Raw genomic sequence first — 26,007 nt, 5'->3', positions numbered from 1 at the left:
AAAAAGAGCCGCTTTACTGCGACTCTTTCATACCCATTACTCCCCTTTATATGCTTCCATATAAATTTCTTTCAACTCTGAAATGAGAGGTAATTTCGGATTAGCTGTTGTACATTGATCTTCAAAAGCTCTTTCTGCTAATAATCCAACAACCTCTTCAAATTGGTCTTTAGCAACTCCTTGTCCTGCAATACTCATATTTATATTTAAGCTTTTTCCAAGCTCAATAATTGCTTGGACGAGGGATTCCACACCTTCTGCTGTCGAGCCTGCTGGAAGCCCGAGCATTCTCGCAATATGTGCATAACGTTCATCAGCCACAAAGTGCTCATATTTTGGGAACAATGCGTGTTTTCTTGGCTTAATAGCATTATAGCGAACTACGTGCGGCATAAGAATTGCATTCGCACGCCCATGCGGAATATGAAATTCCGGTCCAATTTTATGTGCTAAGCTGTGATTAATACCTAAGAAAGCATTTGCAAATGCCATCCCTGCAATTGCAGAAGCATTATGCATTTTTTCTCGTGCTTCTTCGTCATTTCCATCTTTAAATGCTCTTGGTAAATATTTAAATACGAGATCAATGGCCTTTAATGCTAATCCATCTGTATAGTCATTTGCTAGAACAGACACATACGCCTCGATTGCATGCGTTAATACGTCCATACCAGTGTCTGCTGTTACATGTGGTGGTACTGTCATTACAAACTGTGGATCAACAATTGCTACATCTGGTGTTAATTCATAATCCGCGAGCGGATACTTTATATTATTTTTCTTATCTGTAATAACCGCAAATGGTGTCACTTCTGATCCTGTTCCTGATGTTGTTGGAATGGCAACAAACTGCGCCTTACTTCCTAATTCCGGATATTTACATGTACGTTTTCTTATATCTAAAAACTTCTGTTTAATTCCATAGAATGTTGTTTCTGGGTGCTCATAGAAAAGCCACATCCCTTTCGCTGCATCCATAGCTGAACCACCACCAAGTGCGATAATTACATCTGGCTTAAAACTTCTCATCATTTCCGCACCTTTAAACACAGTTTCATCTGATGGATCTGGCTCGACCTCAAAGAAAACTTCGACTTTTACATCATTTGCATGTTTACGTAAATAATGCGTAACCGTATCTACATATCCGTGCTCAACCATTCCTGGATCCGTTACAATAAATGCACGTGAAATGTTAGGCATATTTGCTAAATATGCTGTCGCATGTTTTTCAAAATAAATTTTTGGTGGTAATTTGAACCACTGCATATTCTTTTTTCTATTTGCCAACCTTTTTATATTTAATAAATGCGTCGCTGTTACGTTTTGAGAAACTGAGTTTTTCCCATACGAGCCGCAACCGAGCGTAAGTGATGGAATAAATCCATTATATATGTCACCGATTCCACCTTGTGATGAAGGGGCGTTTACAATAAGACGGCAAGCTTTCATACGTAATCCAAATTGTTTTTGTACTTCTTTATTTGTAGAATGAATGACTGCTGAATGTCCTAAACCACCAAGGTCTAACATGTCTTCGCAATATGTAAGTCCCTCTTCTAGTGAATTTGCTTTTACACAAGCTAATACTGGACTCAGTTTCTCACGAGATAGTGGATATGCTCCTCCGATACCTTGTATTTCAGCTACAAGCATTTTTGTATTTTCAGGCACAGTAATTCCAACTAATGCGGCAATGTACTGTGCTGATTTCCCTACAATATCACTATTTACTGCACATGTATTTTCATTAATAACAAGCTTTTCTAATTTTCTTCTCTCTTCTTCTGTTACAAAGTAACAATTGTTTGCAATCATTTCTTTTTTCACATCATCATAAATTTCCTTGTCTACAATGATTGCTTGTTCTGATGCACAAATCATACCGTTATCAAATGTTTTTGATAAAATTAAATCATTAACAGCTCGTTTTATATGCGCTGATTTCTCTATATAGCATGGTACATTACCAGGACCTACACCTAGCGCTGGTTTTCCAGTAGAATAAGCTGATTTCACCATACCTGCTCCTCCAGTTGCCAAAACAAGCGCAACACCTTCATGGTTCATTAATTGTTTCGTTGCTTCGACAGAAGGTCTTTCAATCCACTGAATACAATGTTTTGGTGCCCCGGCCTTCACCGCTGCATCATATACTGTTTTCGCCGCTGCAATGGAACAGTTTTGTGCTGAAGGATGAAATGCGAAAATAATTGGATTTCTCGTTTTCATCGCGATTAATGCTTTAAACATTGTTGTCGACGTTGGATTCGTTACTGGCGTTACCCCAGCTACTACTCCGACAGGTTCCGCAATTTCTATTATTTCTTCATGAGGATCTTCGTGAATAATCCCTACTGTTTTATCTTTCTTTATGCTATGCCAAATATATTCAGTAGCAAAAATATTTTTAATGCATTTATCTTCATATACACCACGACCTGTTTCTTCAACAGCCAACTTTGCAAGTGGCATATGTTGATCCACACCTGCTAATGCCATTTCATGAACAATGTTGTCAATTTGCTCTTGTGTAAAACTTTCTAATGCTTGTAAAGCCTTTCGACCGTTATTCACTAACGTATCAATCATCTCTTTTACTTCCTGCATTTCATTTACAACTTTCTCTTTGACTACCATGTAAATTCCTCCTATTCTGCTATCATGGACTAAATAAGACCCTATAGGTCATAATGAGTCTCGATTAGCGCAAAAAAAATAGAGTTGCTTTCCTACATGAACCTCATTGTTTGTGAAATATTTCACAAGTTTGTTCGTGAGTAACACTTCATGAACTTAATATACATGAAATTATTTCATTTGTGTATGTCTATTTTGTGAAGTTTTTCACAAAAATAATGTAATAAAAATGCACTGCCTATATGAGCAGTGCATTTTTATTATGCTAACGCTTGTGCTAGATCTTCAATTAAATCTTCACCGTCTTCAATACCGACAGAAATACGAATTAATGTATCTGTAATTCCTAGCTCTTTACGACGATCTGCTGGGATTGATGCATGTGTCATTTGAGATGGGATAGAAATTAAACTTTCTACTGCCCCTAAACTTTCAGCAAGTGTAAAGTATTGTAAGTTCTCTAGTACTTTATTTAATGTTTCTTCACTATCTACATCAAATGAGATAATAGCACCAAATCCATTTGCTTGTTCTGTCGCTAGTTCATGGTTTTGATGTGATGCAAGACCTGGGTAATATACTTTATTTACTTTTGGATGGTTATTTAAAAACTCAGCAATTGCACGTGAATTCGTTTCATGCTCTTCCATTCGAATTCCTAATGTTTTTAAACCACGAAGTAGTAAGAAGCTATCTTGTGGGCCAAGAATGCCTCCTGTTGAGTTTTGTACAAAGTGAAGGTCTTCTGCTAATTGCGGGCTATTTACAACTACTAGGCCTGCAACTACGTCACTATGACCTCCTAAATATTTCGTTGCACTATGAAGTACAATGTCTGCTCCTAAAGTAATCGGCGACTGCCAATATGGCGTCATGAATGTGTTATCGATAATTGTTAATAAATCTTTCTCTTTAGCAAGAGTAGATATTTTCTTAATATCAGTAATTTTCAGTAATGGGTTCGTTGGTGTTTCCACATAAATCGCTTTCGTATTTGGACGAATCGCTTCTACAACTTCCTCTAGGTTTGTTGTATCTACAAATGTATGCTCAATACCGAAGCGATTTAATACTTTCGTGATAACGCGGTACGTTCCACCATACACATCATCTGTTAAAATAACGTGGTCACCTTTTGAGAACAACATAATTGTAGCTGTAATAGCAGCCATTCCTGAACCAAATGCAAAACCAGCATGACCGTTTTCTAATACTGCAATCATTTCTTCTAAAGCTGCACGTGTTGGGTTGCCTGTACGTGAATATTCATATCCTTGATGCTTACCAACTGCTTCTTGTTTGTACGTACTTGTTTGATAAATCGGTACATTTACAGATCCAGTTGAAGGTTCTCCTATGCGAATACCATGAATTAACTTTGTCTTTGCTCTCATTTTTTATTCCCATCCTTTGTATATGTCTTTACTTAAATAGCGCTCACTACTATCAGGAAAAATCGTTACAATATTTGTACCTGGCGCCGCTTTCTCTGCTTCAAGTAAACTTGCATGAAATGCTGCTCCGGAAGAGCTCCCAACGAGCAGTCCTTCTTTTTGCGCTAATTCCTTCACTCGTAAAAATGCATTTCGATCAGAAATTGTATGAATTTCATCAAAATAAGATGTTTTCAAAAATGGCGGGATAAATTCAAGGCCAATCCCTTCTGTTTCATGCGAACCAGCTTTACCACCATTTAAAATAGATCCTTCTGGTTCGACAATAACCGTTTTTATATCTATATTTTTTTCTTTCAAATAAGATGCAGTCCCCATGAATGTACCACCAGTTCCTGCTCCTGCAACAAATATGTTAATCTCTCCGTTAAGTGCCAACCAAAGTTCAGGTCCTAATGTTTTGAAATAAGCACGCGGGTTTGCTTCATTCGCAAACTGACTTGGAGAGTATGAATTCGGTATTTCATTTACTAATTCTTTTGCTTTTGCAATTGCGCCGGTCATTCCTTGCTCAGTTGGTGTATGCACAACCGTTGCACCCAGTGCTTTCATTAGTTCTTGCTTTTCAATACTAAATTTCTCTGGTACACAAACGATAACGTGTAAATCATGTTGTAACGCTGCAAGTGCCAGTCCAATACCAGTATTTCCAGCAGTCGGTTCAATAATTGTTCCACCCTGGGTAACAAGCCCTTTTTCTAGCGCATCTTCAATTAATTCTCTTCCTAAACGGTCCTTAACGCTTCCACCTGGGTTATAAAATTCAAGCTTTGCAAATAAACGGACCCCTTCCGGAAGTGAAAAACGAGTAATTTCTACAACTGGCGTATGACCAATCAACTCATGAACTCCACGATATACATTCATCGTGTTCTCCCCCTTATTTGCCAATAAAGAAAAGGCAACTGTATGTATTTTCTTTATATGAGACAGTTGCCTTTTTGTTACATTACTTTAACTCTTCTAGTACTTTTACGATAAAGTTTGTAGAATGAAGAGCTGCTTGATCTAAAAATTGATCAAATGAAACATTTGATTCTTTACCAGCAATATCAGAAAGTGCACGAATAATAACAAACGGAACTTCATATTGGTGGCATACTTGTGCAACAGCTGCTGCTTCCATTTCTACTGCATAAAGGTCTTCAAATTTATCACGAATTGCTGCAACGCGGTTCGGATCACTCATAAATGAATCACCTGTTGCAATCATACCTTTTACAACTTGAATATTTTCTTCTGCCTGCATACATTTCTCAGCTAATGCAACTAATGCTTCATCAGCCTTGAATCCAGGCGGCATTCCTGGTACTTGACCATACTCATAGTTAAATGCTGTTACATCTACGTCATGATGACGAACTTCTGTTGAAATAACTACATCTCCAACATTTAGAGAATGATGGAAGCCACCAGCTGAACCAGTATTAATTACTTTTTCAGGCTTATATCTTTCTAATAAAATTGTCGTTGACATCGCTGCATTTACTTTACCAATACCAGACTTTAACAAGATCACTTCATGTCCTGCTAATTGTCCTTTCGTAAATTCACAACCCGCAACCGTTTCTGTTTCTGCTTGTTCTAATTTGTCACGTAAAATACGTACTTCTTCTTCCATTGCTCCAATTACAGCAATTCTCAATCTAATCCCTCTTTCTATTGCTTAGTTGCCTCCATTACCCAAACGAAATGATTTAATCTCGTAAACGTTACATGGAAGCCATTGTTTTCAAAAATAGACTGCATGACTGGAATACGTGTATAGTATTCCGTTTGCAAATCGTTTGCTAACTGATGGAAACCTCTTTGTTTTGCTGTTTCAACAGTTTTATCATATGCATCTTGATCTGCAAATATCGTATCAGCAAACACTATTTTACCACCTTTGTTTAGCAATTGACTATACTTCGCAATCGCTACATTTTTTTCATCATCTGTTAAATGATGAAATGCGTAGGTGCTTACTATGGTATCAATTGAATTTGGGACTTCAAACGAAAGAAAATCACCTTCTGTAATGGAAAATTCTTTTGGCAATTTCTCTTTTGCAATCATGCGCATTTCACGTGACGGTTCTATACCGTAAACTGTGCGTCCAGCAAACAATAATTTATTTGTTAAATTGCCAGTACCAACACCAAATTCTAATACATTACCAAATGACTTGTTAACTACATCCTCTAGAATGTCCTCATAATGGGCGAAAACTTCTTTATATTGTATATCTTCGCCTTGTACAAATGAGTCGTACGTATGAGCCCACTCATCAAATAAACCATTAAATTCTGTACCCATAAAAATTCCCCTTTTTCTTATCGGTTTTATCAGTATAATATGCCCTCTTTCTAAAAATGTCAATTGAAATGTACATGGTATTTCCTTCTTTTCTTTGTTACACTATAGTTGATTACATAGGAGAGGGGTCGTCTTCGTGTCATTTACCTTTGAAATGTTAGAAGATAAAGTAGAGTTTTTCGAAGCAGGAGACTTAGCTTCTTTGGAACGAAAAATTAGTGAACAAATCGATAATAATAAAGCACTTATGCTTGAAGTTCATCACATCTCGCATCAAATGGTTATGGATCCCGAAAACAAAAGGCCATATTATAGCGCGGTTGTTCATTTTAAATTAAAGAAATTACGCTAACTAAAAAAAGAGAAGCTCCTAAGGAGCTTCTCTTTTTTTAGTTTAGAGTTTGAACAAGTACCGGTTTCCAGCCCTCATTATCTACCCAATCAATATTCACATAATATTTTTTGCCTGATTGTTTATCTTGTACGTTACCGTAAGCTTTATTTTTACCGTTATTTCCGATTCGATGAATAACTAATTGCTCTACTGGAACGTCAATTGCAGCTGAAATAGCTTGATTCATCTCATTCCAATCTGCTGTACCTTTTTTAAACGTCATCGCAGGTGTCGCACCTTGCTCTGTACCTACTGGCTTCCAAGAAGATTTCGTATAAGCGTCAGTTGCCTTTGGCTGTGTTTTTTCAGCTGGTACTTTCTCGTTAGCTTTCGCTTCTTCTTCAGCTTTTTTCTGTTCTTCTTCAGCCTTTTGCTTCTCTTCTTCCTTCTTCTTAGCCTCTGCCCTATCTTGCTCGTTCTTCTTCGTCTCTTCTTTGCCTTTAGCTTTCTCAGACTTATTCTCTTTCGTTGTTTGCTGAGCTACTTTTTTATCACTAGAAGACGCTTCTTCTTTTCTTTCAGGAACAAACAATTGATATGATACAATAGCTACTAATATTAATACAATTGCAATTGCAATATTTAAAACACCGTTTTGACGACGTTTTTGTTGTTTCTGTTGGAATCTAGATCCTCCTGCCATTCTTCAAACCTCCATGCAGTTTTTCATACTTGCTATTGTAACATTAAATCTAGAAAGGTTGAACATTTACAATAATATTTTCACGAAATGAAAACATTTCACTATGAATTGCAAGATTACTTTTCATTCTCTAATCGATAGATTGATTCTACGATAGCTTTGAAAATAGGTGTAACTTTATTTACATTATTATTCGTCTCTATATCCACGACAACTAAAGCATATCTTGGATTTTCATATGGAAAATAACCTGCAAACCAACGATTCACTTTCGTCCCTTTTCCTGTTTGCGCTGTCCCAGATTTTCCAGCGACACTTAGTGGTAACGACCTGAATGCTGCTCCTGTTCCTTTCTCCGTTGTTACAACGCCCCTTAATAACTCTTGTAATGTTTTCACCGTTTCATAGGAAAGCTGTTTTCCACCTAATGTATGGTCTTCAAATGTATAGAAGTCCGTTCCATTTTTATACATTATTTTTTCCACAGCTTTCACTTCCATCTTTTCTCCACCTCTAGCAATCGTCGCCATCATATTTGCAATCGCTAGAGGTGACATACGTACATCTTTCTGTCCAATTGCTGTTTGCGCCACCGCCTTTTTACTATTCTTATTTCCTTCACTACCCCAAATCGTAACCCTCTTCTCCTCTGGCATTTGCTCAAAATGAGTTGTATGAAATACAGAACCTTTCCATCCAACCTTACGAGCGGCTCCTAACGCTGCTACGTAAGTTTCTAACACCATCTTATCCTTTTGTATTAGCTCATTACCTAACTCTGAAAATGTCCTGTTACAGCTTCTAGCAAAGCTCTCTTTAAAACTAAGTGTACCCATCATAACTTGTGGGTGGTCTTCACCATATAAATCTTGATTACAATTAAATGTACGATTAAACACATTTTCATTTTGATCAATCACTGCCGCTGCAACTATTGTTTTAAAAACAGAACCGGGAAAATGTGGTGTCAACATTTGATTTTCAAGTGTAGTTGTATATAAACGCTCATCCTTCACCTGCACAGATGGTTTACTGACCATCGCTAAAATTTCATTTGTCTTTACATCAAGTAATACTAATCCCCCCTTCTTTATTTCGCTTGCTTCAACCACTTCTTCTACCTTTTGCTGTAACCTGTTATGTAAAGTTGTTTGAATCGTCACTGGATAAAACGGATTTCCAGGCGCAGTATATTTCGCTTGTTTTCCAAAAATCGGTTCCCCTTGTCGGTCCACTTGATACAATACTTTTGCCTCTCCATCGGTCAAAAGAAATTCATCAAATGATTGCTGCAATCCTGAAATACCAATTGGCGTTTGTCTTGAAATCTTTCTTACTTCTCCGTATCGTTTTTGAAATTCTTGTTCATTCTCCCCCACATCGCCAATTAAATGATTCACCCTGCCAGTTTGCCGTAAACGAACTTCAGCTGCTACAATACCTAATACATTTAATTGATTTACCTTCTCCATCTGCTCTCGTGCCAAGCGAAATGGACCATTTCCCCTTTGCATGATAAATGCACTTTTCTTGTCTTTCATTTGACTTTCAATCTCTTGTCTCGACACACCAATGATATGCGCAATTTTCTCTAACATGTCATTTTTTATTTGTAGAAATGGAAAAACAATTAAAACAGGATACTTTTTCTCACCTATTTCCTTACCGTTCCGATCTATAAAATGGCCTCGTCCATCATCTACCGTAATGGACTGCGTCCGTTGTGTAACACTTTTTTCAATTAAATTTATCTTACGATCTGTAAATGATTCTGTATCTATAATTTGTATTTGAATTAAACGACAAAGTAAAATAAACATGATACATATAAAACAAATTAAAACAATTGTAATTCTCCGTTTTATTTTCATAAAAAAACACCTCGTCTATTATAGTTTGGACGGAGTGTTTCATCTTTTATACAAATAAAAAAATCACTCGCTTTTACACGAGTGATTTTTTATTATTTTACAGAGATAATCTCTACTTGCATTTCTCCACCTGGAGTTTGGATTGCTACCTTCTCACCAATTTGCTTACCTAATAAGCTTTTTGCAATTGGAGAATCGTTAGAAATTCTTCCTTCAAATGGATCTGCTTCTGCGCTACCTACGATTGTGTAAGATTCTTCATCTCCACCTGGTAACTCTTTAAATGTTACTGTTTTACCTAATGTAACAACTGTAGACTCTTCGCCGTTATCTGTGATGATAACTGCGTTACGAATCATGTTTTCTAATTGTGTAATACGTCCTTCTACGAACGCTTGCTCATCTTTCGCTGCATCGTACTCAGAGTTCTCAGAAAGATCTCCGAAGCTACGTGCAATCTTAATTCGCTCTACAACCTCTTTACGTTTTACCGTTTTTAAATCTTCAAGTTCGTTCTCTAGCTTTTGCTTACCCTCTTGCGTCATAGGGTATGTTTTTTCTGTTGCCATATTTTCCACTCCTTTTATATACCAATCCCCCGAAAAAAAAGAGGAGTTCCATATGAAAACTCCCCCACTTATATGTATAGCGGAGGTTTCTAGCACGCCTGTACTAGCGGAGTTGTCACATACAACCCCGTATTCCCAATTCCTCTTTATATAAAGAAGATATGTATGGAAAGTTGATATAAATATGCCCTCACCTATATATAGATGAGGTTGCATGTTTCATTGTATTCGATAGGAAGGGAAAAAATCCCTTCCTATCGTATATCTTTTACTATGCTATTACAAATTTACTTTTTGTTCAAGAATTGTTGCAATTTTTGTCACCATAATATCAATTGCAACATGGTTTTGTCCACCTTCAGGGATAATAATATCCGCAAATTTCTTAGAAGGCTCAATAAATTGATTGTGCATTGGACGTACAACACTTACGTATTGATCAATAACTGAATCCATCGTACGGCCGCGTTCCTTAATATCACGCTGCATGCGGCGTAAAATACGAAGATCTGCATCTGTATCAACGAATAGCTTAATGTCCATTAACTCACAAAGACGTGGGTCTTCTAAAATAAGAATTCCTTCTAAAATGATTACATCTTTCGGCTCAACTGGAATAACTTCTTCTGAACGCGTATGCAATGTATAGTCATATACAGGCTTATCAATTTGCTCATATGCAAGTAACTGCTGCAAATGTTCAATTAACAGATCATTATCAAACGCAAGCGGATGATCATAATTTGTTTTTAAACGCTCTTCCATTGGTAAATGGCTTTGATCTTTGTAATAATAATCTTGCTCTAAGATTAAAATAGAATGACCTTTAAAATGGTCAAAAATCGCTTTCGTTACACTCGTTTTACCTGATCCCGAACCACCAGCAATTCCAATTACAACAGGCTTATTCGTCCCCATTCGACTATCAACTCTTTCTTATTGAAGTATGCTTTTGCGCATCATATTATTCACATACACTGGTTGATCCACTTTGAATTTCACGATTTGCAGCGGATGTCTCGCTGCATCTAATTCGTTTCCATCCTCATCCCAAATTTTCTCCACCGTCTGCGTAAAGTTTTCTATTTCTGGCCCAAAGAACTCCACTTCATGTCCTGGTTTGAAATGATTACGTTGCTCAATCGTTACGATGCCTGTTTCTTCATTATAATCTAACACTAAACCAGCGAAATCATACGTTGTTTTCTTACTATGATTTCCAAACATTTGCTCTTGATGTCCTGGAACCCCTTCAAAGAATGCGGGAGCTGTATCACGATTTGCACATTTATCAAGCTCATCTAACCATTCTTGTTTAAACTCAAAATTATCCGGATCCGCACAATACGCATCAATTACTTTACGGTATACCGTTGCTACAGTTGCTACGTAATGGATTGATTTCATACGTCCTTCAACTTTTAAGCTATCAATTCCAATTTCAATCATTTTCGGAATTGATAAAATTAAATTTAAGTCTTTTGGACTCATTGCAAAGTGAGCATCTTCTTCTTGGAATAGAGGAAGCTCTTTTGCATCTTTATGTTGTGATACTGTTTGAACTAAATCATAGTCCCAACGGCAAGATTGACAACAACCACCACGGTTAGAGTCACGTGCTGTCATATGGTTACTTAACGTACATCTGCCTGAATATGCGATACACATTGCACCATGGACGAATGCTTCAATTTCAATATCCACTTTTTCTTTAATTTCTTTCATTTCTTCATAGCTTGCTTCACGAGCTAATACAAGACGATGTAAACCTTCTTCTTTCCAATACTGTGCTGCTTTCCAGTTGGATAGTGATTGTTGTGTACTTAAATGCACTTCAACAGAAGGCGCTACACGTTTACAAGTCTCAATAATAAGCGGATCAGCAACGATAATTCCCGTTACGCCAGCTTTTTCAATCCCTTTTAAATATTCCTCTAGCCCGTCCATATTTTCATTATGTGCAAAGATATTTGTTGTTACATATATTTTTGCTCCATATTTCTTTGCAAATTCAACACCTTCTGCCATTTCTTCCAGTGTAAAGTTACCTGCATTCGAACGAAGACCAAATTCTTGTCCACCTAAATATACAGCATCTGCCCCATAATGGATAGCTACTTTTAATTTTTCTAAGTTACCCGCAGGGATTAACAGTTCAGGTTTCTTCACAATAACGCGTTTGCCATCGATTACTCGTGAAATTTCTTGTACAGTCATTTCCTACACCCTCCTCTTTTAGTAAACCGTCTCTTTAAAGAAGAATCCTGTATCTAACGGACGATTTACTGGTTGCATTTCTTCTATCTCTTTATATAAATCGTCTTTCACGTCATAATACGCATCACGATCTTCTACACATAAATCAATTGCTTTACGATATTTCTTCGTTACCTCAATAATGTATGCAGAGCTTTTTAGTACACCATCAACTTTTAAGCTAGCGACTTCAGCGTCAATTAGTTCTTCTAACTCATCGATGAAACAAATATCGTTTGGACTCATAATGTGAGTACCATTTTCATCTTCATAAATTGGATATTTATTGTTACGCTCTGGGTCATATAAGAACATATTCTCTTCATATTTTTTCTTTTCAATGTCAAGATTACGTCCTTGATACTCAAAGTAGTTTCCTACTAAGGAACGTTTCGATTGGAACATACAAGTCATACCGTGAATTTGTACTTCAAGTTCCACTTCAGCATTTTCTTTTAATTCAACAATTTCATCTAAGCTAAGCTCACGAGCTAATACAGCGCGTTTTGCTCCTCTTTGTCCCCAGTAGTTACAAGTAAACCAGTTTGTTGCTATTGTTTCTGTATTCCAGTGCAATTGCATATTTGGCGCTACTTCTCGGACCGCCATTAATACTGCTGGGTCTCCGAAAACAATTGCATCTACACTTACTTCGTTTAAAAATGCAACATAATCTGTTAATTCGTCTACTTTATCATTGTGGAACATAGCGTTCATTGCTACGTATACTTTTACACCATTTTCATGCGCAATCTTCACAGCTTGTTTCACATCTTCACGTGAAAATTCCCCCGCTAAACGTAAACCGAACTTTTGCTCACCGATCATTACCGCATCTGCTCCTGCTTTCGCAAGAGGTTCGATATCCACTACTGCTTTTGGCGTTACTAACAATTCAGGTTTCTTCATACCTTGGTCACCCTCTCTTTTTACTAACAGCTACTCCATCACCAATTGGGAAAATCGTTGTATCATATCCTTCATGGTTCATAAGCCATTCATTGTACGTCTTAATACGACGGATTAAACCACGTGTACGTCTGTTTTCAATTTTCTCTTTTGTCGTTACAAGACCATGGTACATAACATTATCTGAAATAATTACGCCACCAGGGTTTAATAACGGTTCATATAAGTCAAAAAAGCGACGATATTGTCCTTTTGCTGCATCAATAAAAATAACGTCAAATGTTCCATGTTCTTCTACTTGCTCACCTGTTTCTAACGCATCACCGTAAATAACAGAAATACGCTCTTTAACTGATGAATGTTCTATATATTCAAGTGCTTTTTCATATCGCTCACGATTGCGTTCAACTGTCACAATGCGAGAATTTGGAATAGCTTGCATCATACGAATACTAGAATAACCAATTGCTGTACCAAGCTCTAAAATGCTTTTTGGTCCAATTAAACGTAAAAATTGCAACATAAATTCCATTCCAAGTCGATCCATAATCGGCACATGATTTTCTTTCGCATAATCTTCCATTTCAAGAATTAATTTATCTTTCGGATCAATAAATGATAATAGGTACTCGTTAACTGCATCCTCCATAATGGTCCTCCTTATTTACATGGAGAAGTGCCTCTATGACGTCTTTTCACACATAGAATGCAATAAAAATACAAGCCAGCTTCATCCTTAGCTTGTACGTCCCGTTTTGATATTAAAAACGATTCTTCTGCCAGTTTTTAACCCGATATATTTTACCACAAAAAAGAGGGATGTGCGACATTTTTCGCTATCCCTCCCCATTTCACTGTTTTTTCGTAATATATTTTTGCTTTAATGTATTATGCTCTTCCAATGTTTTCGCATAGTACACTTCACCAGTTGGTGCAGCTAAGAAATAATAATAATCTGTTTGTGCAGGCTCTAACGCCGCTCCCACTGAATGTTTACCAGAGTTTGCAATCGGACCAATCGGCAATCCTTTCACAACATACGTATTGTACGGTGAGTTTATCTTTAAATCTTCGTATAATACACGTTGTTTATGCTTTCCAAGTGCATATAATACCGTTGGATCAGTTTGCAGGGGCATACCTTTTTCCAAACGATTATAAAAGACACTAGAGATTTTTTGACGATCTGTAAAGCCTGTTGCCTCTTCTTCAATAAGTGAAGACAATGTTAAAAGCTGATGAACATCCCAGTTTTTCGCTTTCATTTTTGCCTCGTTTTGAACAATGATTGCATTCGTTTTCTCAAGCATTGGAATTACAATTTCTTCTAACGTCGTATCTTTTTTATAGAAAGAGTACGTCGCAGGATATAAATAACCTTCTAATGGATATTTAATATTGCTATCAAAGATTTTATCCGTTAACAACTTCGGATACTTTTGCTGCATTTTTTGAATAAATGCTTTATCGTTTAATTGACGTACGACATCATCTTTATTCCACTTTAATTCGTTTGCAACCGTTTCTGCAATTTCAGTTACTTGTGCACCTTCTTTTATCGTCACTTTATAAAGAGCTGGACGATGTACATTACCAGATGACATTTGTTCAATAACATCTGAGGCACTCATTGAGGGATTTAATAAATATGTACCCGCTTGTAAATTTTTAGATTTAGCCTTCGTATAAAAACTAAAAACTGTACCGTTTTTCACAGCACCTTTTTCTTCTAAAATCTCACCAATTTTACTAGTAGATGATCCTTTTGGAATTTCTACTTCAATCTCTTTTTTATTCCCGCTATCAACTGGTCCTAATGCGGATGAAATATACGCATAGACTGAACCACAAACTAAAAGCAGTGCAATAATCGAAAATAAAAAAAGACGTCTACGCTTTTTTTTCACTTGATTCTCTATCAACACTCTTCCTCCTTAATTAAATTGTAGACCGTATGTATATCTTTCTATACAACACGATATAAAAACACAATAAATTTATTTATCTTTTTTAGATAGACATTTTATTTTTCTACAATCCGTCTCATTATACTACAAAGGATTACACGGTTTCGACAAAAAATCTTTCATTTTACATATAAAAAAAGGTGGACTATATGTCGTCCACCTTTTCAGTACTTATTATTCAGCTTCTTGCTCATCAGCTAGAGTGTTGAACATTTCTTGTACCATTTCCCACTCTTCTTCAGATTCGATTGGAAGTAAACTTCCGCCCTCTTCTTCATTTTGCTCATAAGCCATTGCATCATAAATTTGGTCTCCATCTTCGTCTACTTCACCGATTGGAGAGAAGACTACGTATGATTTTTTGCCAAATTTTTCAGCATCAAAAGTGAAAATAATTTCACATAAATGTTCGTTACCTTTTTCGTCTACAATTGTAATTTGATTTTCTTCCATTTTGGTCACCTCTTATTTACTATCTAAAAATCCTTGTAAGATTACGACTGCAGCCATCTTATCGATTACCTGTTTTCGCTTCTTACGACTCACATCAGCTGAAATGAGCAGACGTTCCGCTGCCATCGTTGACAAACGCTCGTCCCACATTACAACTTCTAATTGTAACAGATTTCGCAGGTTTTCTGCAAATTGCTGGCACGCTTCACCACGTGGGCCAATTGTACCATTCATATTTTTAGGTAAACCTACTACTATTTTGTCCACATTGTACTGCTTTACTAACTCAGAAATACGATCAAAACCAAAGTGGCCTCGTTCTTCGTTAATCCTGATTGTTTCCAGCCCTTGCGCTGTCCAGCCCATTTCGTCGCTCATTGCAACTCCGACTGTTTTTGTACCTACATCTAAACCTAATATCCGCATAAACTACTCCTCACGATGATGTTTCAAGTACGACTTCACAAGCTCTTCAATTAACTCATCACGTTCAAGCTTGCGAATGATGCTTCGTGCATCTTTATGGCGAGGTATGTATGCTGGGTCTCCACTTAATAAATAACCGACGATTTGGTTAATCGGATTATAGCCTTTTTCTTGAAGTGCATCATACACAGTTAAAAGTACATCATTTACATGGACACTCTGTTTTTCATCTTGAATGCTAAACTTCATTGTTTTATCAAAACCGTCCATTTCAAGCACCTCACTTATATAGTAAGTATAGGGAGAAGAACTTCTCCTCTCCCTACCATTGTACACTACTATCTCTTTATTTTGAAACAGATTTAACGTACTCTTGTACAAATGCTAAAGCTTCCTCAACTTGCGCTGGGTTTTTACCGCCTGCTTGAGCCATGTCAGGACGGCCACCACCACCGCCGCCACAACGAGAAGCTACTTCTTTCACAAGTTTACCAGCATGGTAACCTTGGCTAATTAAATCTTTCGTTACGCCAGCTAAGATGTTTACTTTATCATCATTTACAGACGCTAATACGACAACTGCAGACTCTAATTTATTTTTCAGGTCATCCATCATCGTACGTAAGTTGTTCATATCTGCAACGTTTACTTTCGCTGCTAATACGTTTACTCCATCAACTGTCATTACTGAATCAGTTAAGTTTCCAGCTTCAATATTGCTTAATTTTGCAGCAAGAGATTCGTTTTCTTTTTGAAGTTGTTTTACTTCAGCAAATAAACCATCCACTCTTGTTAAAATATCTTTCGGGTTTGTTTTCATTTTTCCTGCTGCTTCTTTTAATAAACCTACTTGATCGTTCATTAATTCGTATGCAGATTTACCAGTTACTGCTTCAATACGACGCGTTCCTGCACCGATACCAGACTCAGCAACGATTTTGAAAATACCAATTGAAGCTGTGTTATCAACGTGACAACCACCGCAAAGCTCTAAGCTATAATCGCCTACTTGTACAACGCGTACAACATCACCGTATTTTTCACCGAATAATGCCATTGCGCCCATTTCTTTCGCTTCTTCAATTGCTTTTTGAGAAATCTCAACATCAATACTTTCCCAAATTTTCTCGTTTACGATACGCTCAATTTTTTCTAATTCGTCAGCTTGTACTTGACCGAAGTGAGAGAAATCAAAACGTAAACGTTCAGAAGTTACAAGAGAACCTGCTTGGTTAACATGCGTTCCAAGTACGTCTTTTAATGCTTGGTGTAGTAAGTGAGTTGCTGTATGATTTTTCACAACGCTACTACGGTTTTTCGTGTCGATAATAGCTTTCACAGCCGCATCTTTCGTTAATGTACCTTCTTCAACAACAACTTTGTGTAAGTTTTGACCATTTGGTGCTTTTTGTACGTCTTTTACAAGTACTTTCACGCCGTCAGCAAGAAGGTAACCACGGTCTGCAATTTGTCCACCGCTCTCAGCATAGAATGGTGTTACATCAAGCATTAATTGCCCTTCTTCACCAGCTTGTAAGCTATCTGTGTATTCGCCGTTTTTCACAAGTGCAACAACGTTACTTTCTGTTGCAACTGTACCGTAACCAACGAACTCGCTCGCTACTTTCACTTCTCCAAGGACACCGCCTTGAACTTGCATAGAATCAACGTCTTGACGAGCAGCACGTGCGCGCTCACGTTGTTTTTCCATTTCACTTTCAAAGCCTTCCTGATCAACTGTCATACCAGCTTCTTCTGCATATTCTTCTGTTAATTCAATCGGGAAACCATATGTGTCATATAGACGGAACGCATCTACTCCAGAAATAACAGTTGTTTTTTCTTCTTTTGCTTTTGTGATAACTTCAGCTAAAATTGCTTCCCCATCATGAAGTGTTTCATGGAAACGCTCTTCTTCGTTTTTCACAACTTTTGCTATGAAATCTTTCTTTTCAAGTACTTCTGGGTAGAAGTCTTTCATTACTTCTCCAACAACCGGCACTAATTCAAACATGAATGGACGGTTGATGTTTAATTTCTTCGAATAACGAACCGCGCGGCGTAATAAACGACGTAATACATAACCACGGCCTTCGTTAGATGGAAGAGCACCATCACCTACAGCAAATGTTACTGTACGGATATGGTCAGCAATTACTTTAAACGCCATATCTTTTTCTAAGTCACCATTACGATACTTCTCACCAGAAATTGATTCTGTTGCGCCAATCATCGGCATGAATAAGTCTGTATCAAAGTTTGTAGGTACATCTTGAACGATAGATGTCATACGCTCTAGACCCATCCCTGTATCGATGTTTTTCTTAGGAAGCGGTGTATATGAACCGTCTGGATTATGGTTAAATTGAGAGAATACAAGGTTCCATACTTCTAAGTAACGCTCGTTTTCTCCGCCTGGATATAATTCTGGGTCACTAAAGTCATTACCATAAGCTTCTCCGCGGTCATAGAAAATCTCTGTATTCGGTCCGCTTGGGCCTTCACCGATATCCCAGAAGTTTTCTTCTAAACGGATGATGCGCTCTTTTGGAACACCCATTTTTTCATTCCAAATTGTGAATGCTTCTTCATCTTCTGGATGGATTGTAACTGATAGTAATTCTTTATCGAATCCGATCCATTTGTCGCTCGTTAAGAATTCCCAAGCCCAAGTAATTGCTTCTTCTTTAAAGTAATCACCGATTGAGAAGTTTCCTAACATTTCAAAGAATGTATGGTGACGAGCTGTTTTCCCTACGTTTTCAATATCGTTTGTACGAATTGATTTTTGGGCATTTGTAATACGTGGATTTTGCGGGATTACACGTCCATCAAAATATTTTTTTAATGTCGCTACACCACTGTTAATCCATAACAGAGATGGATCTTCATGCGGAACTAGTGATGCACTAGGCTCTACTGCATGTCCTTTTTCTTGGAAAAAGTCTAAAAACATTTGACGAATTTGTGCGCCTGTTAGTTGTTTCATTGTATTTTCCTCCTTAAATATAAAAAACTCCCGCCCCTATAAAAGGGACGAGAGTTAACTCGCGATACCACCCTAATTATGAATTGATTATTATAACAATCAATTCATCACCTCATGGTGCCGTAACGTGGCAAGACGGCAGTGATTAGCTGCTCTCAGGATTAGCTTTCTGTTACCCTTCATTTAAAGCTTCTTTCAGCCATATGGAAGCTTCTCTCTATAAATGGACTGTAACGTACTTTTTCCGTCATTGATTTAATGTATTATATGACTAAATATAATAGAATTCTCTTAAGTTTGTCAATGTAGATAATCATTTATATTGCATTAACCATAGTTATTCTACTATTCATTCTTAACAGCCTTTCAATATATTATGCATTTATTAATAAATTGTACTACCTCTATATTTTTTTCAGAATATTATTTTTTTGTTATAATTAAATTATTAATAATAAAGAAGCGAGCAAAATGACAACTTTATTGAACAAGGCTAAAAACATATTAACGACTGACGAAACGATATTATTTTACACTGCATGTTCATTAGATATATTTATTTATCGTTCCGTTGCAAGACCAGGACTGTTAATTTTAACGAACAAACGGCTCTTCTTTTATGGACCAGATGTAAGTAAGAACCCAATATTTGAAGAGTACTCTTTTGCAAACATTTCTAATCTAAAAGAGCAAAAGCGGCTTTTCAGCAATCAAATTATATTTATGTACGATAATGAATGGAAAAAAATAAAGCATATTCAAACAAATGATGTAAGCTCTCTCGTTCAACAAATACACGAGCAACTCTCTAAATAATGAAAGCCCTCTACTTTTATAAGTAGAGGGCTTTCATATTACACATCTTCTTTTTTCCAAAGAGGTCTTACATGAACAATCACTGTACGAATAACCGCTAAAATTGGAACTGATATTAGTAATCCTACAATCCCAGCTATCTCTCCTCCAACTAGTAATGCAAGCATAATAATAACAGGATGCATACGAAGTGACTTACCAACGATGTAAGGTGATAAAATGTTACTTTCCAAAAATTGCAAAATGGCAATCGTAATTCCCGCCTTAATGAGTAAACTCGTTGATACCGTCGCCGCAATCATCAATGTCGGAATCGCCCCTAAAATAGGACCGAAGTACGGGATTATATCCGTTACCCCAATAATAATGCCGAGTAATAATGGATATTTCATACCGATAAACCAAAAGGAAAGAACAGATACTCCCCCTAATACTAAGCAAACAAATAACTGTCCTCGAATATAACTTCCGAGTGACTTATCAATTTCTTTCGCCAGCATTTGCCCTGTACTACGCCACTTACTTGGGACTAGTTTCCAAAAGATGTGATAAAATTCACCGTAATCTTTTAATATGTAAAATACAATGAACGGTATTAAAAAAATAATAAGCAACGAATCCAGTACGCCACGAGCCGTACTCATCACTTTATTTAAAAGTGATTGTATCTTCGTTTCTACACCATCAAAAATTTGTTTCACCTTTTCATGAATAAATGATGGGAAATTTGCTGTTTGTTCTGTGACGCCATCCATCCAAGAATCATACATTTTTGTAAACTGCGGAAATTGTTCATTAATCTCTTGTAACTGTTTAATAACAACTGGCGTTCCTTTATAAATCCCATAACCAATTCCGCCAAAGAAAAGGATGTAAATAAGCAAAATAGCAAGTGTACGTGGCATCCCTTCTTTATGAATTTTTTCAATTAAAGGATGCAATAAATACGCAATAAAGCATGCAATAAGAAACGGTGTAATTGCCACTTTAAATGCAAAAATAATCGGTGCCCATAGCGGCTTAATTTTTAAAAAGACAAGTAAACAAAGAAACACAAGTAACAATAACCCTAAACGATATATCCAAATGATTTTAAGATTCTTCACACGAAAAACCTCCTCCACCTTTATTTTGAAAATAAACAGGGTAGGTTATGTGCAAAAGTTTTAAAATCTTTTCGTGCAGACCATACTGTTTTGTAAAGACATACATATACATAACATAACAAGGACAACCACCCCTGAGAATGCAGCATGAAACAATATAATCAGGAGGGCTAATAATGGTTTTATTTATGCTCGTATTATCAGCACTTTTTATGATTCTTGAATGGGTTTGTATCGGGTTTGGGATTTGGAAAGGTTTCTTTATTCGTTCCTCGCGAAAAGAAAGGGCGAAGCAGTTATTTCATTACGGAATGCTTGGCGTTGGATGTTACGGCCTATCGTATCTCTTCTCTGAAATCGGACTTTTATATTTACATACAAGTGCATAAAAAAACTCCCTTATCATGAAGGGAGTTTTTTGCGCTTATAAATAAGATTTAATCATCTTACGTGCTTTTTTCATATTGCGTTTTGAAAATACATCTTGCTTGCGAGCATATTGATATGCTGCCGCTCCAACACCTAATGCGATTAATGAATTGCGTAGATTCAAAGTAAATCCCCCTTTTCGTTATCCGATCGTTCTTTCGTTCTCATCAAATAAATCATCAAGAGAGCTTAATGAACCATCTTCCTCTACTTGATGCGTATGGATTTTCCCTTTTGAAACCGATAATTCGATATAACAATTCCAGCAATAAAATTGGTTGACACCTATTTTTCCAATGTCTTTCCCTTTGCAATTTGGACAAATGAACATATGGCTTTCATCTCCTTACAGTCTCCCAGATTCTATTCGCCATTATGTCCAAACCGCATTCATTTATACATTACTGGAGCCTTTCAACGTTATACGTTTGAAAGTTTCACTATATAATTTCACCTTGTTACATGAAATCATACGGTGAAATGTTTTCCACGTCCATTTCTTCGCCATTAACTGTTACCATCTGTACTTCTCCTTGTGATTCTTGCAAACGATTCGCTAAAGTCGTTTGACGCATTGCATCATCAAGGCGATTTACACCAGATTGGAAAGCTGCTTCCTCCCCGCAAATAATGAGGAACTTTTTACTTCTTGTAATACCAGTGTAAATTAAATTACGACGTAACATACGATTGTAACTTTTCACTATCGGCATAATCACAATTGGAAACTCACTACCTTGCGATTTATGAATCGAACAGCAATAGGCATGTGTAATTTGATTTAAGTCTGGCTTTGTATACGTTACCTCAATTCCATCAAATGAAACGATAATCATATCTTGTTGTTCAACGTTCTCTTTCGCATAAAACACCGAAACAATTTCTCCGATATCACCATTAAACACTTGGCTCTCCGGTTGATTAACGAGTTGCAGTACTTTATCACCTCTTCGGTATACAACATCACCGTAAGCAATTTCTTTACTCTTTTCCCTTTTCGGGTTAAACACTTCTTGCAACGCTTCGTTTAGTACATTAATACCGGCAGGGCCACGATACATCGGGGCCAGTACTTGTACATCTCTTGCGCTAAACCCTTTTGTCTTAGCATTTTCACAAACCTTCTTAACAACCTCAACAATTTGAGCTCCTGTACAGCCAATAAATGAACGATCTTTTTGATTTTGCGCTAAATCTGGTGGGAGCGTTCCATTTTTTATCGCATGGGCGAGTTGAATAACAGATGAGCCTTCCGCTTGACGATAAATTTCAGTAAGCTTCACTGTTGGAACTGCACCTGCATTCAATAAATCTTTCAACACTTGTCCAGGTCCTACAGATGGTAATTGATCTTCATCACCTACAACGATAACTTGAATGTTAGTCGGCAATGATTTAAACAGCTGATTTGCAAGCCAAATATCAACCATTGAAAATTCATCAATAATAAGCAATTTCCCTTGTATCGGATCCGTTTCATTACGCTGGAAAGACCCTTCTGGGGTCCAGCCAAGTAAACGGTGAATTGTACAAGCTGGAAGTCCTGTTGATTCACTCATTCGCTTCGCTGCTCTTCCTGTTGGGGCCGTTAATAATATCGGAAATGGATTATCGTCACTGTATTCATTCGGATTTAACGATAGCCCGTGCAGTGACGCATACATTTCAACAATTCCTTTAATAACTGTTGTTTTCCCTGTTCCTGGTCCACCTGTCAATAACATCATCGGTTTATGAAGTGCCGTTTGAATCGCTTCTTGCTGAAACGGTGCATACTGTACATTCAGTTGTTCTTCAATTTGACCTAACGTCTTTAACACTTCTGCTTCAGGAAATGAAGGTGTTTCCTCCTGATTCATAAGCCTGCGAATAGACTTTACAACACCTTTTTCTGAGTAAAATAACGATGCTAAATACACTCGTTCTTCTTCTATGATAACTTTCCCTTCACTTTGCATCATTTCAACGCAAGCTACAATGTCTTCCTCGGTCACTCTTCCTTCTTGATTATTTAAAAGTGACATCGTTTCTCTTACGAGTTGATTTTTCCCCATATAAACATGACCAAGTTGCAATGAAACATTCTCTAACGTATAAAAACAACCCGCACGTACACGGTCATCATGATTACCCGATATACCTAACGCACGTCCTATATCATCCGCTCTTCCAAATCCAATCCCGTCCACTTCTTCAATAAGCTTATACGGATTATTACGAATCACTTCTAATGTCATCTCTTTATATTGCTGGTAAATCTTAATAGAAAGCTTCGTTCCAAAACCGTAACCATTTAAAAAACTCATTACTTTCTCTAGCCCTTGATGTTCAACAATTGTCTCATATATTTCCTGAGCTTTTTGCTTATTGACAACACCATTTAACGCATCCGGATCATCCATAATTTTAGAGATGGCATGTTCCCCAAGATGATCCACAATTTTTTCAGCTGTACGCTTTCCTATCCCTTTAAATAAATCACTCGCTAAATATTGCACCATACCAGCTTTTGTTTGCGGCAATTCTTTCTTAAATGTTTCAACTAAATATTGTTTCCCATACTTCGGATGGTCTTTAAAATGCCCTGTCAATGTAAACACTTCATCTTCATGCATGCGGGGAAAATGACCGTTTATCATCACTTTTTTTTCGTCGTACGTTTCATTCGTCTCAATGACTTTCATACTGACAACGGAATAGAGGTTTTCTTCGTTGTGGAAAATGGTATGAAGAACTTGCGCTTTTATAAACTTTTTATCTTCTTCAAACAAATCCATTGCATGTTGATTTCCCATCTTTCCTCTCCTTTCCGGTTCGTTTCACTTTAATGAGCAGTACATCCCCCACCTATTTAGATGAGGGATAACTACCCATTAAACTATATTTTCATCTTATTCAGCTTCTTGCTCCAACAAACGAACACCATTGCCAGCTAAAAAGTGATCTGGCTGAATTTCAGTTGCTTTCTTAAATAAAGTAAGAGCCTTCTCGTTATTTTCTTCAAATACGTACGCAACACCTAAATTATAATACGCATCTACATGCTCTTCATCCATTTCTAATACCTTTTCAAAATAAGGTTTCGCCTCTTGAATATGTTCTAAACGTGCAAAGCAAAGTCCGCACTGAAACACAGCTTCTACATCGTTTTCATCTAATTCTGTTGCTCTTTGTAAAAACGGCAGTGCAAGACGATCATTTCCAAGTTGCACATGTGTAATACCTAACATAAATGTTACATCAGCTGATTGTAATCCCGCTTGCATCGCTTGTTCAAATACAGCCTTTGCCTCTGCAAATTGCTCTTGACCGTAATATACATTTCCTAATCCATAATAAGCAGCCGCAGATTTATCATCTAATTCTAATGCACGTTTATAAAATAAAATTGCTCTTTCACTATCACCTAGTACATCTAATAAGTTCGCAAAATTAATGTATCCAAGCGCATCTTTCGGATTTTCTTCGATTGCTTCTGTGAAATTTTTAGCAGCTTCTTCCCAGTTTCCTTCTTGCATATATTGAATACCTGTTTCAAGTTTGTTTGACATGTCCTTCACCTCTACAACAAATTATAACAAAGAATGTATTTTCCAAGCGAACGAAAATTCGCTTTATGTAAAAGAAACCTCTAACCGCTAATCGGCAGAGGCTTCTCATTTTATCCTAAATAATCCAATTTCTTACCACTACGATATACTTCATCAATTGTAGCACCGCCTAAGCACTCATCTCCATCATAGAAAACAACTGCTTGTCCTGGTGTAATTGCACGAATTGGCTCATCACAAAGAATACGAACTGTATTTTCATCAACGATTTGAACCGTTACTTTATTGTCTTCTTGACGATAACGGAATTTCGCTGTGCACTTAAATTCTTTTTCTTTCGCTTCATTACTTACCCAGCCGATATTCGTAGCAATAACTTCATCACCATATAGAAGTTCGTTATGGAATCCTTGATCAACATATAAAATGTTTTCTTTCAAGTTTTTCCCAACAGCAAACCACGGATCACCGTTACCACCAATACCAAGACCATGACGTTGTCCAATTGTATAGTACATTAAACCGTCATGTTTTCCTTTCACTTCACCAGATAATGTTTGCATCACACCTGGTTGCGCTGGTAAATAGTTGCTTAAGAAATCTTTAAAGTTACGCTCACCGATAAAGCAAATACCAGTACTATCTTTCTTCGCCGCTGTCGCTAAACCAGCTTCTGTCGCCATTTCACGAATTTGCGGTTTCTTTAATTCACCTAATGGGAACATTGTTTTTGATAATTGCTCTTGGCTTAATTGATTCAAGAAATACGTTTGGTCTTTATTATCATCAACGCCGCGAAGCATTTTATATTCGCCGTCCATATAAGCAACGCGTGCATAATGACCTGTCGCTACATAATCAGCACCAAGCGCAATCGCATGCTCTAAAAATGCTTTAAATTTAATTTCTTTATTACACATTACATCTGGGTTTGGTGTACGACCAGCTCGGTACTCATCTAAGAAGTACGTAAATACTTTATCCCAGTATTGTTTTTCAAAGTTTACTGCATAATACGGAATGCCAATTTGGTTACACACTTCAATTACATCATTGTAATCTTCTGTTGCTGTGCAGACACCATTCTCATCTGTATCATCCCAGTTTTTCATAAAAATCCCGATTACATCATAACCTTGCTCTTTTAATAAAAGAGCTGCTACAGATGAATCGACGCCACCGGACATCCCGATGACAACGCGTGTTTCTTGAGGTAGTTTGTTCATCATGTCACCT

Annotated in this window: 26 protein-coding genes and 1 other annotated feature; of the genes, 3 read left to right on the top strand and 23 right to left on the bottom strand. The window is 37.0% G+C overall.

All coding sequences use genetic code 11. The features are described from left to right. Nucleotides 1-36: 36 nt before the first annotated feature. The 5 genes from adhE to ACUN0F_RS11125 all read right to left on the bottom strand — a co-directional run bounded on the left by adhE (nt 37) and on the right by ACUN0F_RS11125 (nt 6,392). On the bottom strand, nt 37-2,640 hold the full coding sequence (gene adhE / locus ACUN0F_RS11145) for a bifunctional acetaldehyde-CoA/alcohol dehydrogenase (protein WP_046956312.1): 2,604 nt from the start codon (nt 2,638-2,640) through the stop codon (nt 37-39). Between the two features lie 260 nt (nt 2,641-2,900). Beyond that, the gene (locus tag ACUN0F_RS11140) at nt 2,901-4,034 is read right to left on the bottom strand and encodes a bifunctional cystathionine gamma-lyase/homocysteine desulfhydrase (protein ID WP_046956311.1); all 1,134 of its coding nucleotides are present in this window, start codon (nt 4,032-4,034) and stop codon (nt 2,901-2,903) included. Between the two features lie 3 nt (nt 4,035-4,037). Then, nucleotides 4,038-4,961: an O-acetylserine dependent cystathionine beta-synthase gene (locus ACUN0F_RS11135; protein ID WP_001103884.1), complete on the bottom strand. Its 924-nt coding sequence runs from the start codon at nt 4,959-4,961 to the stop codon at nt 4,038-4,040. 82 nt (nt 4,962-5,043) lie between these two features. Further along, a complete protein-coding gene (gene mtnN / locus ACUN0F_RS11130) occupies nt 5,044-5,739 on the bottom strand; it encodes a 5'-methylthioadenosine/S-adenosylhomocysteine nucleosidase (protein WP_001217038.1) in 696 nt (231 codons plus the stop codon). Nucleotides 5,740-5,753: 14 nt separating this feature from the next. Continuing rightward, nucleotides 5,754-6,392, bottom strand: coding sequence for a class I SAM-dependent DNA methyltransferase (locus tag ACUN0F_RS11125; RefSeq protein WP_000536314.1), 639 nt, complete (start codon nt 6,390-6,392; stop codon nt 5,754-5,756). A 136-nt stretch (nt 6,393-6,528) separates the two neighbouring features. Here ACUN0F_RS11125 and ACUN0F_RS11120 point away from each other — a divergent pair, with 136 nt between their 5' ends. After that, a complete protein-coding gene (locus tag ACUN0F_RS11120) occupies nt 6,529-6,744 on the top strand; it encodes a YrzA family protein (RefSeq protein WP_098274448.1) in 216 nt (71 codons plus the stop codon). 37 nt (nt 6,745-6,781) lie between these two features. Here ACUN0F_RS11120 and ACUN0F_RS11115 read toward each other — a convergent pair whose 3' ends face one another. The 12 genes from ACUN0F_RS11115 to alaS all read right to left on the bottom strand — a co-directional run bounded on the left by ACUN0F_RS11115 (nt 6,782) and on the right by alaS (nt 18,869). After that, the gene (locus ACUN0F_RS11115; protein ID WP_046956309.1) at nt 6,782-7,429 is read right to left on the bottom strand and encodes a YrrS family protein; all 648 of its coding nucleotides are present in this window, start codon (nt 7,427-7,429) and stop codon (nt 6,782-6,784) included. A gap of 116 nt (nt 7,430-7,545) precedes the next feature. Then, nucleotides 7,546-9,300: a peptidoglycan D,D-transpeptidase FtsI family protein gene (locus ACUN0F_RS11110; protein ID WP_445539498.1), complete on the bottom strand. Its 1,755-nt coding sequence runs from the start codon at nt 9,298-9,300 to the stop codon at nt 7,546-7,548. 92 nt (nt 9,301-9,392) lie between these two features. Further along, on the bottom strand, nt 9,393-9,869 hold the full coding sequence (gene greA / locus ACUN0F_RS11105; RefSeq protein WP_000179964.1) for a transcription elongation factor GreA: 477 nt from the start codon (nt 9,867-9,869) through the stop codon (nt 9,393-9,395). Between the two features lie 279 nt (nt 9,870-10,148). Beyond that, nucleotides 10,149-10,787 (bottom strand): uridine kinase, encoded by a 639-nt coding sequence (udk, locus tag ACUN0F_RS11100; protein WP_000537082.1) that lies wholly within the window; start codon nt 10,785-10,787, stop codon nt 10,149-10,151. Nucleotides 10,788-10,805: 18 nt separating this feature from the next. Further along, the gene (locus ACUN0F_RS11095; protein ID WP_000217969.1) at nt 10,806-12,086 is read right to left on the bottom strand and encodes a peptidase U32 family protein; all 1,281 of its coding nucleotides are present in this window, start codon (nt 12,084-12,086) and stop codon (nt 10,806-10,808) included. 18 nt (nt 12,087-12,104) lie between these two features. Further along, nucleotides 12,105-13,034: a peptidase U32 family protein gene (locus ACUN0F_RS11090; protein WP_445539497.1), complete on the bottom strand. Its 930-nt coding sequence runs from the start codon at nt 13,032-13,034 to the stop codon at nt 12,105-12,107. 7 nt (nt 13,035-13,041) lie between these two features. Continuing rightward, entirely contained in the window at nt 13,042-13,683 is a 642-nt protein-coding gene (locus ACUN0F_RS11085) for an O-methyltransferase (protein ID WP_000389093.1), read from the bottom strand. Nucleotides 13,684-13,885: 202 nt separating this feature from the next. After that, nucleotides 13,886-14,956 carry an endolytic transglycosylase MltG gene (gene mltG, locus ACUN0F_RS11080; RefSeq protein ID WP_264462044.1) on the bottom strand — a complete coding sequence of 357 codons (1,071 nt, stop codon included), beginning with the start codon at nt 14,954-14,956 and terminating at the stop codon, nt 13,886-13,888. A 219-nt stretch (nt 14,957-15,175) separates the two neighbouring features. Then, the gene (locus ACUN0F_RS11075; RefSeq protein WP_000392246.1) at nt 15,176-15,454 is read right to left on the bottom strand and encodes a DUF1292 domain-containing protein; all 279 of its coding nucleotides are present in this window, start codon (nt 15,452-15,454) and stop codon (nt 15,176-15,178) included. A gap of 12 nt (nt 15,455-15,466) precedes the next feature. Then, the gene (ruvX, locus tag ACUN0F_RS11070; protein WP_001221204.1) at nt 15,467-15,880 is read right to left on the bottom strand and encodes a Holliday junction resolvase RuvX; all 414 of its coding nucleotides are present in this window, start codon (nt 15,878-15,880) and stop codon (nt 15,467-15,469) included. Nucleotides 15,881-15,883: 3 nt separating this feature from the next. Beyond that, on the bottom strand, nt 15,884-16,150 hold the full coding sequence (locus ACUN0F_RS11065; protein WP_000348590.1) for an IreB family regulatory phosphoprotein: 267 nt from the start codon (nt 16,148-16,150) through the stop codon (nt 15,884-15,886). 76 nt (nt 16,151-16,226) lie between these two features. Then, a complete protein-coding gene (alaS, locus tag ACUN0F_RS11060) occupies nt 16,227-18,869 on the bottom strand; it encodes an alanine--tRNA ligase (protein ID WP_048541432.1) in 2,643 nt (880 codons plus the stop codon). 40 nt (nt 18,870-18,909) lie between these two features. Next, nucleotides 18,910-19,129: a binding site (T-box leader), on the bottom strand. Between the two features lie 211 nt (nt 19,130-19,340). On the opposite strand from alaS, the gene ACUN0F_RS11055 reads away from it, so the two are divergent. Next, complete coding sequence (locus tag ACUN0F_RS11055) at nt 19,341-19,685, top strand: PH domain-containing protein (protein ID WP_060488234.1); 345 nt, start codon at nt 19,341-19,343, stop codon at nt 19,683-19,685. Between the two features lie 38 nt (nt 19,686-19,723). Here ACUN0F_RS11055 and ACUN0F_RS11050 read toward each other — a convergent pair whose 3' ends face one another. Beyond that, nucleotides 19,724-20,791, bottom strand: coding sequence for an AI-2E family transporter (locus ACUN0F_RS11050; RefSeq protein WP_445539496.1), 1,068 nt, complete (start codon nt 20,789-20,791; stop codon nt 19,724-19,726). A 176-nt stretch (nt 20,792-20,967) separates the two neighbouring features. Between ACUN0F_RS11050 and ACUN0F_RS11045 the strand changes: the two genes are divergently transcribed. After that, nucleotides 20,968-21,180 carry a hypothetical protein gene (locus ACUN0F_RS11045; RefSeq protein ID WP_000242555.1) on the top strand — a complete coding sequence of 71 codons (213 nt, stop codon included), beginning with the start codon at nt 20,968-20,970 and terminating at the stop codon, nt 21,178-21,180. Nucleotides 21,181-21,215: 35 nt separating this feature from the next. On the opposite strand, the gene ACUN0F_RS11040 is transcribed toward ACUN0F_RS11045, so the two are convergent. From ACUN0F_RS11040 to mnmA, 5 genes are all read right to left on the bottom strand, one after another. After that, nucleotides 21,216-21,344, bottom strand: coding sequence for a YrzQ family protein (locus ACUN0F_RS11040; protein WP_001053553.1), 129 nt, complete (start codon nt 21,342-21,344; stop codon nt 21,216-21,218). A gap of 18 nt (nt 21,345-21,362) precedes the next feature. Then, complete coding sequence (locus ACUN0F_RS11035) at nt 21,363-21,551, bottom strand: hypothetical protein (protein ID WP_000469281.1); 189 nt, start codon at nt 21,549-21,551, stop codon at nt 21,363-21,365. A 127-nt stretch (nt 21,552-21,678) separates the two neighbouring features. After that, the gene (recD2, locus tag ACUN0F_RS11030) at nt 21,679-24,015 is read right to left on the bottom strand and encodes an SF1B family DNA helicase RecD2 (protein WP_046956304.1); all 2,337 of its coding nucleotides are present in this window, start codon (nt 24,013-24,015) and stop codon (nt 21,679-21,681) included. 96 nt (nt 24,016-24,111) lie between these two features. Further along, entirely contained in the window at nt 24,112-24,771 is a 660-nt protein-coding gene (locus ACUN0F_RS11025; RefSeq protein ID WP_445539495.1) for a tetratricopeptide repeat protein, read from the bottom strand. A 110-nt stretch (nt 24,772-24,881) separates the two neighbouring features. Further along, nucleotides 24,882-25,997 carry a tRNA 2-thiouridine(34) synthase MnmA gene (gene mnmA, locus ACUN0F_RS11020; protein WP_001038022.1) on the bottom strand — a complete coding sequence of 372 codons (1,116 nt, stop codon included), beginning with the start codon at nt 25,995-25,997 and terminating at the stop codon, nt 24,882-24,884. Nucleotides 25,998-26,007: the final 10 nt, after the last annotated feature.

The sequence above is a fragment of the Bacillus sp. 1A genome (genome assembly GCF_052682215.1).
This window is presented reverse-complemented; position numbering and strand designations above follow the sequence as displayed.